Origin of the sequence: uncultured Pelagimonas sp., from assembly GCF_947498515.1 — a bacterium.
Taxonomy (GTDB): Bacteria; Pseudomonadota; Alphaproteobacteria; order Rhodobacterales; family Rhodobacteraceae; genus Pelagimonas.
In genome coordinates this window covers 389,216-406,519 of sequence record NZ_CANMKO010000003.1, presented here as the reverse complement: position 1 = coordinate 406,519, position 17,304 = coordinate 389,216, and the positions used below count along the sequence as shown (strand labels likewise).

Here is a 17,304-nt window from a genome sequence, read left to right as displayed (position 1 = left end):
CGCTTTGTTCCCTGCGATCCATGCTAGGCGCAAGTTTTGCGAAGCAATTGACACATTGACCAGCCCCAAAACGAAACGCTCCCACCGATTTCCCGGCAGGAGCGTTCACTTTTTATGTTACAGTTGGTTTCGCCGATTAGGCGGACGCAGCTGCCTTGTCATTGTTTCGCCGCTTGGTCAGCTCTTCGGCCACAAGGAAGGCCAGTTCGAGCGATTGAGAGGCGTTCAGACGTGGGTCACAGGCTGTGTGATAGCGATCCGACAGGTCCTCTTCGGTAACCGCACGAACACCACCGGTGCATTCGGTCACGTCTAGACCCGTCATTTCAAAATGCACACCACCGGGAACGGTGCCTTCGGCATTGTGGACACCAAAGAAATCCTGAACCTCACGTAGAACCGATTCAAACGGACGGGTTTTGAACCCGGTGGCCGATTTGATTGTATTGCCATGCATCGGGTCACAAACCCAAGTGACGTTGGCACCTTCTTCTTGAACCGCTTTGACAAGACGTGGCAGATGTTCCCCGACATTTCCTGCGCCAAAGCGCGCGATCAGGGTCAATTTGCCCTCTTCGTTTTCGGGGTTCAGTTTGGACATCAAAACCTTGAGGTCTTCTGCAGTGGTCGTCGGGCCGCACTTGAGGCCAACAGGATTCAACACACCACTGGCGAATTCAACATGCGCGCCATCGGGCTGACGGGTGCGGTCACCGATCCAAATCATGTGACCAGAGCCAGCCAGCCACTTGCCAGATGTCGAATCAAGACGGGTCAGCGCCTCTTCATATTCCAGCAAAAGCGATTCATGGCTGGTATAAAAATCAACAGTTTGCAGCGAATGCAGGCGATCAGAGGTGACACCCGCCGCTTTCATAAAGTCGAGCGTGTCGCCGATACGGCCGGCCATTTCACGGTAACGGGCAGATTTGTCGCCCTCGACAAAGCCAAGCGTCCAAGCGTGCACCTGATGCACGTCCGCGTAACCACCGGTCGAAAAGGCGCGCAGCAAGTTGAGCGTCGCCGCCGCCTGCGTATAGGCCTGAAGCATTTTCTTTGGGTCGGGGATGCGGGATTCCGGCGTAAAGGCCAGCTCGTTGATAATGTCACCGCGATAGCTTGGCAGCTCAACACCATCAACGGTTTCCGTCGCCGCGGAACGTGGTTTGGCGAACTGACCCGCCATACGACCCACTTTGACCACCGGCACCTTGGCACCGTAGGTCAAAACAATCGCCATTTGTAGCATGACTTTGAAGGTGTCACGGATCGCGTCGGCACTAAATTGTTCAAAGCTTTCAGCGCAATCGCCCCCCTGAAGCAAGAACGCCTCGCCGCGCCCGGCCGCACCAAGCTCGTCTTTCAACCGACGTGCTTCACCGGCAAAAACCAACGGCGGATATTGCGACAACTGCGCCTCAACCGCATTCAGGGCCTCGGCGTCGGTATAATCCGGCATCTGAACCCGCGGCTTGTTACGCCAGTTCGATTTCTGCCATTCGGTCATGGAAATTTCTCCGCTTTATATCGCATCGCTGCAGTGAGTCAGCGTTAACAGCGCCCCTTGTAACCAATCCCGATCACCCTGACCAGAGCCGCCCGACGCGTTGGTTTTTTCCGACATGTCTTGACGGATTTAACGCATTCTGCCCATCTGGTCTGCATCACCCGACACACCGGGCCCCACCGCGCAGATAGAAGGAAGCCGCTGAATGCTCCCGTCGCCGCAACGACCTGTGTTGGACCTCACGTCCACGTCCGGCAAAACAAGGCGCTTTGTCTTTGTTTTACTTGATAATTTCACCATGCTGTCCTTTGCGGCAGCGGTGGATTGTTTGCGTTTGGCTAACCGTATGTCGGCCAAGGAACTCTATAGTTGGTCGGTCATTTCCGAAGACGGTGGAATCATTCAAAGCTCCACGGGGATCGGCCTTCAAACCGATGGTCAATTGGAAGACCTGCATCGAGATGACACAGTTATCTTATGTGGCGGGGCCGATGTTCAGCAGGCCACAACCAAAAAGATGCTGAATTGGCTGCGCCGCGAAACCCGCAAAGGTGTTTCGGTTGGCGGCTTGTGTACGGCGGCCTACTCTCTTGCCAAGGCAGGGTTGCTTGATGGAAAGAAGGCAACCATCCATTGGGAAAATCAGGATAGTTTCTCCGAAGAATTCGAAGATGTAGAGCTTACGAAGTCTGTTTTTGCGATTGATGGGAACCGGTTGACGACCGCTGGCGGAACGTCCTCGATTGACCTGTTCTTGCAACTTATCGCGACCGATCATGGCGAAGATCTGGCTTCGGCCGTGGCTGATCAGCAAATTTACAACTCGATCCGGACCGATCAAGACACCCAAAGGCTTTCGGTTCCCACCCGCATTGGTGTGCGTCACCCCAAGCTCAGCCAAGTGATCCAGATGATGGAAGCCAACATCGAAGAGCCGATAAGCCCGTCGATTTTGGCCAAAGATGTTGGGATGTCGACGCGTCAACTTGAACGGCTATTTCGGCGCTATCTGAATCGTTCACCAAAACGATATTATATGGAATTGCGTCTACAAAAAGCACGCAACCTGTTGATGCAAACGGACATGAGCGTGATCAACGTCGCCTTGGCCTGTGGGTTTGCTTCGCCATCGCATTTTTCAAAATGCTACCGGTCCCACTATGAAACCACCCCGTATCGTGAGCGTGGAGCCCATGCGTCACGCCTCTCTGTTTGACCGTGATCAAGACAGGTCGGCTCTTATTGCGCGCAGCGGTTCCCGAAGATTTGGAACCACTGCACGCGGTTTTTTCCGACCCCCGCGCCATGCGCTATTGGGACCGTCCGCCGCATCAGGATATGGATCAGACACAGCGGTTTCTCGATCATTTTATCGCCTCTGATCTCAACAATCGCGAAGAGTACATCCTTGAGGTTGACGGGGTCTGTGTTGGCAAAGCCGGGATGTGGAGACGGTTTGAAATCGGCTATATCCTGCACCCCGATCTTTGGGGGCGTGGCCTCGTTACCGAAGCTTTGAGCACAATAATCCCAAGGGTTTTTGAACGGTTTCCCGAGGCCGATAAAGTAACAGCCGAGTTGGACCCACGCAATCTTGGGTCAATCAAAGTGCTGGAAAAGCAAGGGTTTGAACGTGTTGGTTTCGCCGAAAAGAACTTTCTCTATGGCGAAACCGAATGGTGTGACACAGCTTATTATAGCCTAACGCGGCCTTAGAATAAGCTGTTCAAAGCCGAAAAGTCAGAGTTGAACCGGAAATTCACCGAGACAACATCACTGCCACGGTCATGGTACAAAACATAGGCGTAGATATAGAAGGTGCCCGTCCAATAGGCCAACAGTTCTTGATGAAACCCGCCCTGCAAATTCCCCTTGCGAACGACCGCAACATTTTGAAAATCAACCGGATAAAGCTGCTCTACTTGGACATCTAATTGGTTGAGCTGTTGTGGTGTCATCTCGTCACCGCCACCAAAACTCAACATCAATGTTTGAATGTCACGGGTCACCATCAAACGGTCCATTTCGGCACGCATGGACTCGTAAGTGTCGAAAATAGGTTCATTTTCTTGTGCAGAAACGGCCGACGCCAAGCACAACATCGCCCCTGCAACCAGGTTCTGAAAACGCATCTTTGCCTCCAATACAATCAATATGGTATAATACTGACATGATCAGATCGGTGTGGAAACTACCATTCCTGTCTATCGACCTATTGGGCAATCCGAAAAAGTGCCCCGTTTCCAACACTCAAAAACCAAATCGCACCGTTTGGCCCTTGGCGTACATCGCGCACCCGTTCGGTTTCAGGGCCTGAAATCTGTTCAACTTCGAGCATCGGTTTTCCAGACATGCGGGCGATGTAGTCAAATTTCAGCGAGCCGACAAAAGCATCCCCCGCCCATTCCGCCTTGCCGCGCCCATCGTGAAAGGCCAATCCAGACGGGGCAATTGATGGGTCCCAATAATGCTCGGGCTGTTCCATCCCGTCTTTCTCTTGGCCTTCGCCAATTTTGAAACCACTGTAATGCACGCCGTAGGAAATGACCGGCCAGCCAAAATTTGCCCCGGCCGTGAGCTTGTTTAGTTCATCGCCACCCCGTGCGCCATGTTCGACCGCCCAAAGCTGTCCCTCGGGATCAACCGCCAACCCTTGCGGATTGCGATGCCCAAAGCTCCAGATTTCGGGTTGCGCAGTGGCGGCGCCGACAAAAGGGTTTCCCGCGGCCGGCTTGCCGTTTCGATCCAGTCGCAAGATTGATCCGTTATGGCGCGACAGGTCTTGCGCGCTGTCACGATCAGCGCGGTCGCCAAGTGTCATCAACAAAGACCCATCCGGTGCTTCAACCAGACGAGACCCGAAATGACGACCACCGCTTGACCCTTTGGACATTTCAAACAGGGTTTGGACATTGTCGAGACGCTGACCATCTGAGGATAGCGTTCCGCGCATCAAAGCGGTGCCCGCCCCCCGCCAGCCCTGTTTGACCACATAGGTCAAGTAAATATCGCGCGTTTTGTTGAAATCGCGCGGAATCAAAACGTCCAATAGCCCGCCCTGCCCGTCTGTCTCTACCTCGGGCAAACCGGAAACTTCGACTCGGTTAGCGCCTGACAAATACAACAATTTTCCATCCCGCTCGGTCACGAGAAGGGAGCCATCTGGCAAAAATCCAAACGCCCAAGGGGTGTCAAACCCTTCTGCAATCAACTCAAAATCGTATTGCTGCGCAGCAGTTTGCATAGGTGCACCGCATAGGATTGCAACATAACCAATTGCGAATAAGCGAGAAAAACCAAAGTTGAACATGACGACCCTCCGTCTCATTAACTGTTGTTTGAGGTCTCAAAAACAAGGTCCAAATATAAGATACATATTGTCGACAATGTTTCCAAAATGCACTTTTCTTTTGAGCGTCGCCCGCTTAGGCTCCGATATGATCATAAGATCCAATAAGGGAGATGAGTTATGAAAAAGCTGCTTCTGGCCACTGCGGCCACAGCACTGACCGCGGGTGCCGTTTCGGCTGATGAGGTCAAGGTCGGTATCATCTTGGGTTTCACTGGCCCAATTGAATCGATCACACCAATGATGGGCGGCGCTGCTGAGCTGGCGCTCAAAGAAGTCAACGACAGCGGCAAGTTCCTGAACGGCGACACCCTTGTTCCGGTTCGCGCCGACAGCACCTGTGTTGACGCTGCTGCTGCCACGGCCGCTGCTGAACGCCTGATCACATCTGATGGTGTTGTAGCGATCATGGGCGCGGATTGTTCCGGCGTAACCGGCGCGATCCTATCCAACGTTGCGGTTCCAAACGGCGTTCCAATGGTATCGCCTTCTGCGACATCGCCTGCTTTGTCTTCCGCCGAAGACAACGGCCTGTTCTTCCGCACCGCGCCGTCCGACGCCCGTCAGGGTGAAGTTCTGGCCGAAATCCTGAAGGACAAGGGCGTTGGCGAAATCGCCGTGACCTACACCAACAATGACTACGGCAAAGGTTTGGCCGATGCATTTGTTGCGGCCTTCGAAGGCAATGGCGGCAAAGTCACTTTGACGGCACCTCACGAAGACGGCAAAGCCGACTATTCGGCTGAAATCGGCGCTCTGGCATCTGCTGGCGGCGACCTGTTGGCGGTCTTTGGCTACACCGATCAGGGCGGCAAAGGCATCATCCAAGCCTCGATCGACACCGGCGCATTCGACACTTATCTGATGGGTGACGGCATGTATGGTGACTCCCTGCTGGCTGACCTTGGCGCAGACATGGAAGGCACCTTCGGGACCGTTCCTTGGGCGCAGGGCGAAGGCACCGAAATCTTCACCAAGCTGGCGGCAGACAACGATCTGAACGCCGAATCCTCCTACACCCGTGAATCCTATGACGCGGCGGCTCTGATTGCTCTGGCAATGGCAGCTGGTGGTGAGGCCTCTTCGGCGGCTGTTGCAGCCAACTTGCTGAACGTTGCCAACGCTCCGGGTGAGCCAATCATGCCGGGTGAATTGGGCAAAGCGCTTGAAATCCTCGCTGGTGGCGGTGAAATCGACTATGTCGGCGCAACTGGCGTTGAGCTGATCGGCCCGGGTGAGGCCGCAGGTTCGTACCGTCACTACGAAGTGAAAGCGTCGAAGTTCGAAACTGTCGAGTATAAATAATACGCGACTTTTAGTGGAACAGCCCGGATTTTCCGGGCTGTTCTTGCATTCTGGTGAGCGCATTTGCGCACTCCTATGGGGGGAAATCCTTGATCCGGGTTGAAAACCTTCACCGCCATTTTGGCGGTTTCCGAGCTGTTGATGGCGCATCGCTGACCATCGAAACCGGCTCGATCACCGGGTTGGTCGGGCCTAATGGGGCCGGTAAAACCACTCTTTTCAATGTCATTGCAGGCGCTTTGCCACCGACCTCTGGTCAGGTGTTCATGGACGGTGAAGATATCACCGGTCTGCCGCCGCATGAACTTTTCCATAAGGGGCTATTGCGCACGTTTCAGATTGCGCATGAATTTGGGTCGATGTCCTGTCGAGAGAACCTGATGATGGTTCCGGGCGGTCAGTCGGGCGAGCTTTTGTGGAACACATGGTTTGGCCGAAAACGCATCGCGAATGAAGAACGCGCATTGCGGGCCAAAGCCGACGAAGTCCTTGATTTTCTAACTATTTCCCATCTGGCGGACCATCCCGCCGGGGCGATTTCCGGTGGTCAGAAAAAGCTTCTGGAACTTGGTCGCACTATGATGGTCGATGCCAAAATCGTCTTTTTGGACGAAGTGGGCGCGGGTGTGAACCGCACCCTTTTGATGACCATCGCCGACGCAATTATCCGCCTGAACAAAGAACGCAATTACACATTCTGCGTTATTGAACATGACATGGATTTCATTGGCAAACTCTGTGACCCGGTGATCGTCATGGCCGAGGGCAAAAAGCTTGCCGAAGGCACCTTGGACGAGATCAAAGCCAACACACAAGTCGTTGAGGCCTATCTTGGTACCGGTTTGAAAAACAAAGACAAAGAGGCCGTGGAATGAGCGACAATCCGTATCAGGACGACCACGGCAACAAGGATATGTCCTTGGGCAACGCCGCCGGTATCGGTGAAATTGACACCACCAAACATAGCGGCCCGACCTTTGAAAGCACCGGCGAACCCTTTTTGATCGGTGCCAACATGACCGGTGGCTATGGCAAAAATGGCCCCGACATCCTTCATGATTGCACCATTGCGGTTGAAAAGGGCGAGATCGCCGTGATCGTCGGCCCGAACGGCGCCGGTAAATCCACCGCGATGAAGGCAACCTTTGGGATGCTGAACCTGCGCAAGGGTCATGTGACCTTGGACGGGATCGACATCACCAACCTAACGCCACAGGACCGCGTGGCCAAGGGCATGGGGTTTGTTCCGCAAAACAACAACATCTTTACCTCGCTGACGGTTGAGGAAAATCTGGAAATGGGCGCGTTCATTCGCACCGATGATTTCCGCCCGATTATGGAGCAAGTCTACGACCTGTTCCCGATCCTCAAGGAAAAACGCAATCAGCCTGCGGGTGAGCTTTCGGGTGGTCAACGTCAGCAGGTGGCCGTCGGTCGCGCCTTGATGACCCAGCCCAAGGTTTTATTGTTGGACGAACCCACTGCCGGTGTGTCGCCGATTGTGATGGACGAATTGTTTGACCGTATCATCGAAGTTGCCCGCACCGGTATTTCGATCCTGATGGTAGAACAAAACGCCAAACAAGCACTTGATATTGCAGATAAAGGTTATGTTTTGGTTCAGGGCGCAAATGCCCATACCGGCACCGGTAAATCCCTCATGGCCGACCCAGAAGTCCGCGCCAGTTTCCTGGGGGGTTAAGCGATGAAACATCTAATCACGTTGGGCACCCTGATCGCCCTGCCCTTCAGCGCACAGGCCGAGGACATCGCCAACCAAACCCTGATCTGCACCTTCACCACAGAATGCTATGAGACCGAGGAATGCACATTCACCGATTTCACCGTGGATGTGGCTTTGGGAAATGTTCCGGGGGACGCATCGCTTTTGCCAGACACAGGCCCAGCCGAAGGCAAGGCCGATCTGGTCGATGACATGCTCATGGTCTCGGCCAAGGACACCAATGGCGCGTATCTTTTGACACGTAGTCCCGGTGGTTTGGCCAAGCTGAGCGTTCACTATAGTGGCTCGCATCTGATGATTGCCTATGACGGGCAATGCCGGGTGGCGGAATGACTGACCTTTTGCATTTCCTAGCCCTCAACGGCATTCTTCTGGCCGGTGCTTCAATATGCATGTTCGCAATCCGGACAAACAGCGATCCTTTCAAATCAATCCGCAACCCTTCGACGTTTTCAAGGTCCCTTGGCCTCGAGACTTCGAAAAAGCGTGATAAAAAGGGAAACTCGTAATGGATTTTCTCAACGCCCTTGTGGCGCTTTCTAACTTTGTTCTCATCCCGGCGATGACCTATGGCAGCCAGCTGGCGCTTGGTGCGCTAGGGGTGACATTGGTCTACGGGATCTTGCGGTTCTCGAACTTTGCCCATGGCGACACCATGGCCTTTGGGACCATGTCGGTGATCCTGTTCACCTGGCTGTTTCAATCAATGGGCATCTCGCTGCATCCGCTGCCGACCGCCCTTTTGGCCATCCCCTTTGGCATTGCCGCGACGGCTTTGCTCATGTTGGGAACCGATCGGGTCGTTTATCGGTTCTATCGCGCGCAAAAGGCCAAACCGGTCATCGTGGTGATGGTCTCGCTCGGGGTCATGTTTATCTATAACGGCCTGACCCGTTTCATTCTGGGCGCCGAAGAACAGCGTTTCATGGATGGTGAACGGTTCATTATCCGGGCGCGTGAGTTCAAGGAAATGACCGGTTTGCGCGAAGGGTTGGCATTCAAAACCACCCAAGGTCTGACCATTCTGACCGCCGTCGTTGTTGTGATTGTACTGTTCTGGTTCTTGAACAAGACCCGCACCGGCAAATCCATGCGCGCCTTTTCTGACAACGAAGATCTGGCTTTGCTCTCTGGGATCAACCCGGAACGCGTCGTAATGGTGACGTGGATCATCGTTGCTGCGCTAGTTACCATCGCTGGCACGCTCTATGGCCTCGACAAGAGCTATAAACCCTTCACCTATTTCCAACTCTTGCTGCCAATCTTTGCCGCAGCCATTGTTGGCGGGCTAGGAAGCCCAGTTGGCGCGATTGCTGGTGGCTTTGTCATCGCTTTTTCCGAAGTTGCGGTGACCTATGCGTGGAAAAAGGTTCTGGTCTATCTGCTGCCCGAAAGCCTTGAACCCGAAGGCCTCGTGCAACTTCTTGCAACTGAATACAAATTCGCCGTCAGCTTCATGATCCTGGTGATTGTGCTGCTCATCAAACCCACAGGTATCTTCAAGGGGAAATCGGTATGAGCCAGTCTTTCAGAACGATCCTTTTGTTCGGCTTTGTTGCCGTGCTGATCATCGGAACCGGCATTCTCCAAGGGCCAAACCTTGCCCTTGTCATCCTGAATATGGGCCTTGTTAGTGCCATCATGGCGCTTGGTGTGAACCTGCAATGGGGCATCGCCGGCCTGTTTAACGTTGGTATCATGGGCTTTGTCGCCCTTGGTGGTTTGGCCGTTGTGTTGACCTCTATGCCCCCCGTCCCAGAAGCTTGGGCGGCGGGCGGTGTGCGCGCTTGGTTTTCCGTTCTCCTCGCGGCTTGCACGGTTGCCGGGTCTGCTTTGATGTTCAAACGCACCCGCAAAGGCTGGCTTGTTGGTTTGATGTTGCTGGTGGGCTTCGTCTGTTATCGTTGGGTCCGCGATCCGGCAGTTTCGGCTATCGAAGCGGTTGACCCTGCCGCGACCGGCTATTTGGGCGGGCTCGGCCTTCCCGTCATCTTGGCATGGCCAGTTGGTGGTTTGCTGGCGGCTGGTGCAGCTTGGGTGATCGGCAAAACCGCTCTTGGTCTGCGCTCAGATTACCTTGCTATCGCCACCTTGGGCATTTCGGAAATCGTCATCGCGATTATCAAGAACGAAGATTGGCTGTCGCGCGGCGTTAAAAACGTCAACGGCTTGCCCCGTCCGGTGCCAAATGAGATCGATCTGCAAAATGATCCCGGTTTCGTTGAATCCGCTGCGGGCTATGGGTTTGACCCAACTATCGCCTCAACCCTCTATGTGAAAATCGGCTATTCGCTGCTCTTTACCGTGGTTTTGGTGATCTTGTTGGTCTTGGCCCAGTTCGCTCTGAATTCGCCATGGGGGCGGATGATGCGCGCCATTCGTGACAACGAAGTCTCGGCCCGCGCCATGGGTAAAGATGTCACCTTCCGCCACCTTCAGGTCTTTATCCTTGGGTCCGCAATCTGTGGCATTGCCGGTGCGATGATGACAACGCTTGACGGTTTGTTTGCCCCCACGGCCTACCAACCGCTGCGCTACACCTTCTTGATCTGGGTGATGGTGATTGTTGGTGGCTCGGGCAACAACCTTGGTGCGGTTCTTGGTGGTTTCCTGATCTGGTTCCTCTGGGTGCAGGTTGAAACCCTTGGCCCTGGCATCATGACCTTCTTGACCTCCGGTCTGGCCGAGGGGTCCGAGCTCAAGGCCCATCTGATGTCCAGCGTTGCGCATATGCGTCTGCTAACCATGGGGGTTATCTTGTTGCTGGTGCTGAGGTTTAGCCCACGTGGATTGCTTCCCGAAAAGTGATCCAGCACTTGGTTCAAAAACAAAAGGCCCCCGCACATGCAGGGGCCTTTTTCATGTCTACCGGTGCCAAAACGTTCAAGTCAGAGACGTCACCCAAAGGATCGTCGCATCCTCATCCGAGGTCGAAATCACGTTGTGACCCATGGTTGAATCATAGTAGGCACTGTCACCACGCCGCATTTCGATGGGTTCGTAAAACTCGGTGAAAAGCTTCACCACTCCGGTCAAAACATACAAAAACTCTTCGCCGTCATGACGTACCCAACCGTCAAATTCGTCCAAAGACCGGGCCCGAACCCGCGCCCGATACGGCAGCATCTTTTTGCGGGTTAGGTTTTCGGCCAACAATTCGTGTTCATAGGTGGCGGTCGCATGTTCCTGCCCCTCACCGGACCGGTTCACCGCCATACGGCCGTTCACCTTTTCCTGTTGTGGTTGGGTAAACAGCTGCGGCACCGAAATCTCCAACCCAACCGCCAGTTTTTTCAACGCCTCATAAGTCGGAGACATCTGGCCGTTTTCGATTTTCGATAGGGTCGAACGTGCAAGACCCGCCTGTTTGGCGGCTTGTTCCAACGTCCAGTTTCTCTCTTTGCGCAAATCCCGCACCCTCAGACCAAGGTCCAAAGGTTCGGCAACGGAATCTTCGCCGCTTTCGCGCGCGATACGGATTAGGCTTTTGGGATCACGGTTTGTCATATCTCAATGCTATAGGCCGGGACCTGCGGCCTTTCAAGCAATGCGCGTGATCACTCTTGAAACACCGCTTTGGGATGCTTAGGCCAAAACCATGGAATTTTCGATCTTTGACAAAGGTGCCTTTGCACCCTGCCCCGCACCTTTCAACCTTGCACAGCATGTGCTGGCTGCAGGTGTGAAAACGCCAGACAAAATAGCCTTGTCAATTGTCTCTCCTACGAGCAAGCAAAGCTGGACCTACGCTGAGTTAACCGCCGCCATTCGTGGTACTGCGACGGGCTTGTTAAAGGTCGGTCTTCGCCCGGGTGACATCCTTTTGATGCGGCTCGGAAATTCGGTCGATTTCCCGATTGCCTATCTTGGGGCTATTGCGGCCGGGATTGTTCCCGTGCCGACCTCAAGTCAATTGACCGCGTTTGAAGTGTCCAAAATTCTAGATCAACTATCACCGTCCGGGATTCTACTGGGGGATGGTATCGCCTGCCCGGACACTGACATTCTTACTTTTGGGCCGGACACCTTTGAGGCTTGGCACGCCTTGCCACCCGCTGACTACGACATGGGTGATCCCAATCGTCTGGCTTACATCATCTATACGTCTGGCACCTCGGGCATCCCGCGGGCCGTCGGCCATGCCCATCGCGCCATCTGGGCGCGCCAGATGATGATGGATGGGTGGTATGACTTGCGCTCTGAAGATGTGCTTCTACATGCTGGGGCCTTCAATTGGACCTACACCCTTGGCACCGGATTAATGGACCCTTGGACCAAAGGCGCGACCGCGATTATCCCCGCCGCGGGGACCGATCCGGCGCAATTGGCGCTATTACTGCACCAAAGCCATGCCACGATTTTCGCTGCAGTACCGGGGGTTTATCGCCAAATCCTCAAGTTTCCTGTACCCGATCTCCCCGATCTGCGCCACGGATTGGCGGCGGGTGAAAAGCTTTCCTCCAGCTTGCGTGACCAATGGCGCGACGTGGCCGGAACAGAGATATACGAGGCCTATGGCATGTCAGAATGCTCAACCTTTATCTCATCTTCGCCCGGCACTGCGACACAGGTCGGCACGCTGGGACGCCCCCAAATCGGGCGTCGGGTCGCGCTTACCGATGACGGCGGTCACCCCGTTCCCATTGGTCAAGAAGGGGTGATTGCCGTCTATCGCGACGATCCCGGATTGATGCTCGGCTATATCGGGGCGGATCAGGCAACCAAAGATAAATACGCCAACGGTTGGTTCTTAACCGGAGACCGCGCCGTCATGACTGCGAACGGCGACATAAGCTATTTAGGACGGTCTGATGACATGATGAATGCAGGAGGCTACCGCGTTTCTCCGCTCGAAGTCGAAGCCGCTCTCGCCGGGTTGCCGGGTGTTCAGGAGCTGGCCGTGACCGACATCGCCGTCAAAAAGGACCTGCGCTTGATCGCGGCGTTTTATACGGCGCAAGAGACGCTTGACGAAGACTCCCTTAAATCCATCGCTGCCAGCCGCTTGGCCCGTTACAAATGCCCCCGCACCTTTATTCGAATCGACGCGATGCCGAAAAACGCCAATGGCAAACTGCTGCGCAATCACCTCAAGAACATGGTGCCGGGTTAACCCCCCTCGCCATCCTTGATCAGGATTGTTACATGAAGGCAAAGGGGACCTGACATGATCCAGCTCGACATTTTTTCCGATCCGATTTGCCCGTGGTGCTATATCGGCAAAGCCCACCTCGACAAGGCCTTGGCCGCGCATCACGATCATCCGTTCAACATCCGGTGGCTGCCGTTCATGTTGAACCCCGCAATGCCAAAGGACGGCATGGACCGGCGCGAATACCTTGAAGGGAAGTTCGGCGGTCAAGAGGGCGCGGTTCAAGCCTATCTCCCAGTGCACGAACATGCCGAGCAAGCCGGGCTTGAGATCCATCTTGATAAAATCACCCGAACCCCAAACACCACTGATGCTCACCGTCTGATCCATTGGTCTGCGATTGAGGGCACGCAAACTGCGGTCGTTTCGGCGATGTTCAAGGCCTATTTTGTCGAAGGACGTGACATTTCGGAACACGAGGTTCTGGCGGATATTGCGGATACCTGCGCTATGGATGCCAGTGTTGTGCTGCGCCTGCTGCAAAGCGATGAAGACAAACGCGAAATCGTTGAACGGGATGCAGCGGCGCGCGGCATGGGCATTTCATCGGTTCCAACATTCATCGTTGCGGGCAAACACGCGGTTCCCGGTGCACAGCCGCCGGAATTGTGGACCAAAGTCATCGCCGAATTGCGTCAGGAAACGGAGCAAGGGTAATGACGAAATACCGTGGCTACACTTTGGTTGGCATGCTGTTGTCCGTCATCGCTGGCGGCACGGTGTTTTTTAAGGTCGTTGAAGGATGGTCGTGGATTGACGCCTATTTCTTTACTGTCGTGACCTTGTCCACTGTTGGCTACGGAGAACTGGTCCCAGCGACCGCGGTTGGCAAAATCGGAACGACGATCTTTATCGTTGCAGGGCTGGGCATATTTGCCGCCGCGATACAACAATTTGGTCACTACGCAATTCGTAAACGCGAACACCATTCCGAAATATTGGTCGCCAGCCTTGGCAAGGAAGAAGACGAATTGGCCGCGAATGATGACGCGGCCCCAAACGTTCAGAATGGCAAGAAATCCTCGTCCAGTTCATAGCTTTTGATTGCCAAAAGCGGCTGATCGCCATCAAAGGCAAACACAAACACGTTGGCCATTTCCGAAGCGAGGGTCATGCGGCAAAACACGACCTCTGGGTCGAACGCCGCCGGACAGCTTTCAAGATCGACATGGTCCACAGCTTGTTCGAAGACCTCATAGGTAAAGACTCCCTTTTCAAGGTATCCGGTACCTGCGTGGCTTGTTTCACCGGGACCCGACGCAAGGCCGGTTGTCCCGAAGGATATCAAAAGGCTAAACGCAGCTAGAGTGTATTTCATGTCATAGGTTCCTTATTTTCCGCCTTTCTTAGTGTTTTTGTAGACTATTAAAAGCACATATTTCACTCACCTAAAACTACCCTGTTCAAGTCTTAAAACACCTGATACCGCTTGGCTCTGTTTGCGAGGTTTCATGCGTCCGTTCCCCAAGAAGATTGAAGTAATCGCCCTGGTTGCGATGCTATCTGCCACTATCGCATTTGCGATCGATGCTATGTTGCCGGCCTTGCCCGAAATTGCTCAAACCATGACACCGCATGATATCAATCGCGCGCAGTTTATCGTGACAAGTTTTGTCTTTGGTATGGGCCTCGGAACCTTGATCGCCGGTCCGTTATCGGACAGGTTCGGGCGACGTCCCATCGTTCTTATTGGAACCGTGATCTACGTATTGGGCGCTATGGTGGGGGCATGGGCCCAAAGTCTGGAAACGCTGTTGCTAGCTCGATTGGTTCAAGGGATAGGAGCTGCGGGCCCTCGGATTGTTTCAATGGCCATTTTGCGCGATCTCTACTCTGGTCGCGAAATGGCGCGAACGATTTCTTTTGTAATGATCGTTTTCACTTTGGTTCCAGCTGTTGCACCTTTGATAGGAACAGGATTGATCGCTTGGGCCGGATGGCCCGCCGTTTTCTGGGCCTTTGCGGTTTTTGCAACGATTGCTTGCTTGTGGTTTGGTATTAGGATGCCAGAAACCCTTGCCAAACCTGATCGCCGTCCATTTACCGTTTCATCTATTTGGGCAGCCATTCAAGAAATGTTCGCAAGCCCCGTTGTTCGTTGGTCAATTGTCGCCCAAGGGTTTTGTTTTGGCATTTTGTTTTCGATGATTTCGACGGTCCAACCGATTTACGACAACGTCTTTGATCGCGCCGATAGCTTTCCCTATTGGTTTGGTGCCATCGCAGTTGTCGCCGGCACCTCCAGCTTTGTGAATGCTGTTTTGGTTATGCGTGTCGGCATGCGCAAACTTGTGACCACAATCCTTATTGCCCAACTGATTTTCGGTTCCGCAATTCTGGTGGGTGTCTTATGGGGCATGCCCGGCGACATCGCGTTTCTCTCGTTTGTTTTTTGGCAAACGACAGTGTTCTTTCAAATTGGCCTCACACTTGGCAACCTGAACGCAATTGCAATGGAACCGATGGGGCATGTTGCTGGATTGGCCGCCTCCATTATGGGGTCGATCGCGACGGTCATAGCGGTCGTCCTTGCAGCCCCAATTTCACTAAACTTTGATGGCACGATCCTGCCTTTGGTGATTGGCATTCTGACCTACACAGCTTTGGCGCTTGTCGCTATGATGGCGATGGCACGGGCCGAAGCCAAGCAGTAGCTCAAGCTGCGGCAATTCCTGTACGAAGATCATGCTCTGATAACGTAAACGCCCCCATATCGGCGGACAATTTCGCTGATGCCATTGTCATCCGACGGCTCATCGCGCCAAGGGTTTTTCCCATCTCTACGGTTTTGCGCGTCTCTTCATCGGCGGATTCGACCATTTCATGTAGACTGTTCAAAGCCAGAGATTGTTGGTGGTTCTTTTCTGAAATTGACGATGTGAGTTTGTCCATGTTTGCAATCTGTGATGAAATTTCGTCAAGATGCTGTCCCGCCGCGTTGACCAGCTCGGCCCCCGCGGAGACTTGATCGCTGCTGTCTATGATTAGGCGTTTGATTCCAGCGGCGGCTTCTGAGGTGCTCTGAGCCAATTGGCGGACCTCTGACGCGACGACTGCAAATCCTTTACCCGCCTCCCCCGCGCGGGCCGCTTCAACACCTGCATTCAGCGCCAGCAGATTTGTTTGAAACGAGACATCGTCGATCAAATCCACGATCTGAGAAATCTCTCTGGACGATGCTTCGATCCCGCGCATGGCCTCAATAGCGTTGTGGGTGACCTCTCCGCCTTGTATGGCGCTGGTCTTAACATCCCTGGCGCTTTTTGCAGCGCGACTAGCCTGATGGGCCGTTTCCCCCAAAGTGGTCTTTAAGTTGGACGCCGTTTTTGTCATCTCACCAAGCGACTTGGCCTGAGTGTCTGTCAAAATAGACATGGACTGCATCGCTTTGGCCAATTTCTGGGCATCGGCAGCAAGCTCATCTGAAACGACATCCGCTCCTGAAAATGCCTCACGCAAAGTTTGCACTGCGATATTAAAATCCTCTCGCAATACATCGTATTCTTGTGGGAATTCGACCTCAATTTCGCAGGTAAGATCGCGACCTGCTAGTTGTGTCAATGTCTGGCGAAAGGCTGAAATTACGACGTTTGCTTGCTCATGCGCGATATCCGCCTCTTTTTTGGACTCTGCAACAAGACGTGTTTCCGCCTCAAGTTCCTGACTTTTGCGTTCAATCTTGCGGGATGCTGCAGCGCGTTGGGCAATCGCAACGCACAAAATCAAACCTTCAATCAAAACCACACCGCAATGAAAACCTGTGCGAAGCAAGTCATTGAACAATCCCCCCGATACAAAGAGTAAATTCGGGGCCACAAGAGTCAGAGCAATTTGAAACGCCATCGACAGTCCACAGGCCCAGAATAAAACCGGGATGCGCCCCATGGTCGACAACAAAGCCAGAAATGCAAAATACAAAACATGCGTATCGCTTTGCCATGGATGGCCGTCAAAAAGGGCTGTGATCAGCATAGATTGCCCTAGAACACAGCCTGTTGTCACATAGTCCGCCAGCTTTGGAGCCCATCGATGCGACATCATCGCCAACGCCGCGAATCCAATCGCGCCACCAAATCCTAACGGAACCGATGCCTTAGCGAAAAAAGCGGAGAAAACCGTTACGGGCACCATCAGTAGGCATGCCAACAATGGCAAATTCCAACGTCCGTATTTACGCAATACCTGAATTAGAATGTCCATATTTCGCACTCCAGAAGAACCCAATCACAACAACGCCAAGAGCAAAA

General features: G+C 53.8%; 18 protein-coding genes. 12 read left to right on the top strand and 6 right to left on the bottom strand.

All coding sequences use genetic code 11. The annotated features are described in order from the left end of the window. Nucleotides 1-136: 136 nt before the first annotated feature. Entirely contained in the window at nt 137-1,507 is a 1,371-nt protein-coding gene (locus Q1A43_RS08340; RefSeq protein WP_299934110.1) for a class II 3-deoxy-7-phosphoheptulonate synthase, read from the bottom strand. Nucleotides 1,508-1,712: 205 nt separating this feature from the next. Here Q1A43_RS08340 and Q1A43_RS08335 point away from each other — a divergent pair, with 205 nt between their 5' ends. Both Q1A43_RS08335 and Q1A43_RS08330 read left to right on the top strand, forming a co-directional pair. Further along, a complete protein-coding gene (locus tag Q1A43_RS08335) occupies nt 1,713-2,723 on the top strand; it encodes a GlxA family transcriptional regulator (protein ID WP_299922228.1) in 1,011 nt (336 codons plus the stop codon). Between the two features lie 2 nt (nt 2,724-2,725). Further along, nucleotides 2,726-3,223: a GNAT family N-acetyltransferase gene (locus Q1A43_RS08330; RefSeq protein WP_299934108.1), complete on the top strand. Its 498-nt coding sequence runs from the start codon at nt 2,726-2,728 to the stop codon at nt 3,221-3,223. Here Q1A43_RS08330 and Q1A43_RS08325 read toward each other — a convergent pair. Next, complete coding sequence (locus Q1A43_RS08325) at nt 3,220-3,639, bottom strand: hypothetical protein (protein ID WP_299934107.1); 420 nt, start codon at nt 3,637-3,639, stop codon at nt 3,220-3,222. The genes Q1A43_RS08330 and Q1A43_RS08325 overlap by 4 nt on opposite strands. A gap of 80 nt (nt 3,640-3,719) precedes the next feature. Further along, complete coding sequence (locus Q1A43_RS08320) at nt 3,720-4,751, bottom strand: PQQ-dependent sugar dehydrogenase (RefSeq protein ID WP_299934104.1); 1,032 nt, start codon at nt 4,749-4,751, stop codon at nt 3,720-3,722. A gap of 225 nt (nt 4,752-4,976) precedes the next feature. Between Q1A43_RS08320 and Q1A43_RS08315 the strand changes: the two genes are divergently transcribed. The 6 genes from Q1A43_RS08315 to Q1A43_RS08290 all read left to right on the top strand — a co-directional run bounded on the left by Q1A43_RS08315 (nt 4,977) and on the right by Q1A43_RS08290 (nt 10,713). After that, a complete protein-coding gene (locus Q1A43_RS08315; protein ID WP_299922220.1) occupies nt 4,977-6,161 on the top strand; it encodes an ABC transporter substrate-binding protein in 1,185 nt (394 codons plus the stop codon). An 89-nt stretch (nt 6,162-6,250) separates the two neighbouring features. After that, entirely contained in the window at nt 6,251-7,036 is a 786-nt protein-coding gene (locus tag Q1A43_RS08310) for an ABC transporter ATP-binding protein (RefSeq protein ID WP_299934102.1), read from the top strand. Further along, complete coding sequence (locus tag Q1A43_RS08305; RefSeq protein WP_299922219.1) at nt 7,033-7,863, top strand: ABC transporter ATP-binding protein; 831 nt, start codon at nt 7,033-7,035, stop codon at nt 7,861-7,863. Before Q1A43_RS08310 ends, Q1A43_RS08305 begins: the two co-directional genes overlap by 4 nt. Before the next feature lie 3 nt (nt 7,864-7,866). After that, nucleotides 7,867-8,238: a hypothetical protein gene (locus Q1A43_RS08300; RefSeq protein ID WP_299934100.1), complete on the top strand. Its 372-nt coding sequence runs from the start codon at nt 7,867-7,869 to the stop codon at nt 8,236-8,238. A gap of 175 nt (nt 8,239-8,413) precedes the next feature. Next, nucleotides 8,414-9,424 (top strand): branched-chain amino acid ABC transporter permease, encoded by a 1,011-nt coding sequence (locus Q1A43_RS08295; RefSeq protein ID WP_299934098.1) that lies wholly within the window; start codon nt 8,414-8,416, stop codon nt 9,422-9,424. Further along, nucleotides 9,421-10,713, top strand: a complete 1,293-nt coding sequence (locus tag Q1A43_RS08290; protein WP_299934097.1) for a branched-chain amino acid ABC transporter permease — start codon at nt 9,421-9,423, stop codon at nt 10,711-10,713. Before Q1A43_RS08295 ends, Q1A43_RS08290 begins: the two co-directional genes overlap by 4 nt. A gap of 75 nt (nt 10,714-10,788) precedes the next feature. Here the strand turns inward: Q1A43_RS08290 and Q1A43_RS08285 are convergent, their stop codons facing one another. After that, nucleotides 10,789-11,412: an XRE family transcriptional regulator gene (locus tag Q1A43_RS08285; RefSeq protein WP_299922212.1), complete on the bottom strand. Its 624-nt coding sequence runs from the start codon at nt 11,410-11,412 to the stop codon at nt 10,789-10,791. 91 nt (nt 11,413-11,503) lie between these two features. On the opposite strand from Q1A43_RS08285, the gene Q1A43_RS08280 reads away from it, so the two are divergent. Genes Q1A43_RS08280 through Q1A43_RS08270 form a run of 3 tightly spaced genes read left to right on the top strand, consistent with a single transcriptional unit; the run spans nt 11,504 to nt 14,094 of the window. Continuing rightward, nucleotides 11,504-13,018 carry a class I adenylate-forming enzyme family protein gene (locus Q1A43_RS08280; protein WP_299934095.1) on the top strand — a complete coding sequence of 505 codons (1,515 nt, stop codon included), beginning with the start codon at nt 11,504-11,506 and terminating at the stop codon, nt 13,016-13,018. A 54-nt stretch (nt 13,019-13,072) separates the two neighbouring features. Beyond that, nucleotides 13,073-13,714, top strand: coding sequence for a DsbA family oxidoreductase (locus tag Q1A43_RS08275; RefSeq protein ID WP_299922208.1), 642 nt, complete (start codon nt 13,073-13,075; stop codon nt 13,712-13,714). After that, nucleotides 13,714-14,094 carry a potassium channel family protein gene (locus tag Q1A43_RS08270; protein ID WP_299922206.1) on the top strand — a complete coding sequence of 127 codons (381 nt, stop codon included), beginning with the start codon at nt 13,714-13,716 and terminating at the stop codon, nt 14,092-14,094. Before Q1A43_RS08275 ends, Q1A43_RS08270 begins: the two co-directional genes overlap by 1 nt. Here the strand turns inward: Q1A43_RS08270 and Q1A43_RS08265 are convergent. Beyond that, nucleotides 14,061-14,375 (bottom strand): hypothetical protein, encoded by a 315-nt coding sequence (locus tag Q1A43_RS08265; protein ID WP_299934093.1) that lies wholly within the window; start codon nt 14,373-14,375, stop codon nt 14,061-14,063. The two genes, Q1A43_RS08270 and Q1A43_RS08265, sit on opposite strands and share 34 nt — an antisense overlap. A gap of 133 nt (nt 14,376-14,508) precedes the next feature. Here Q1A43_RS08265 and Q1A43_RS08260 point away from each other — a divergent pair, with 133 nt between their 5' ends. Then, nucleotides 14,509-15,711: a multidrug effflux MFS transporter gene (locus tag Q1A43_RS08260; protein ID WP_299934091.1), complete on the top strand. Its 1,203-nt coding sequence runs from the start codon at nt 14,509-14,511 to the stop codon at nt 15,709-15,711. A 1-nt stretch (nt 15,712) separates the two neighbouring features. Here Q1A43_RS08260 and Q1A43_RS08255 read toward each other — a convergent pair whose 3' ends face one another. Continuing rightward, nucleotides 15,713-17,257, bottom strand: a complete 1,545-nt coding sequence (locus tag Q1A43_RS08255) for a methyl-accepting chemotaxis protein (RefSeq protein WP_299934089.1) — start codon at nt 17,255-17,257, stop codon at nt 15,713-15,715. Nucleotides 17,258-17,304: the final 47 nt, after the last annotated feature.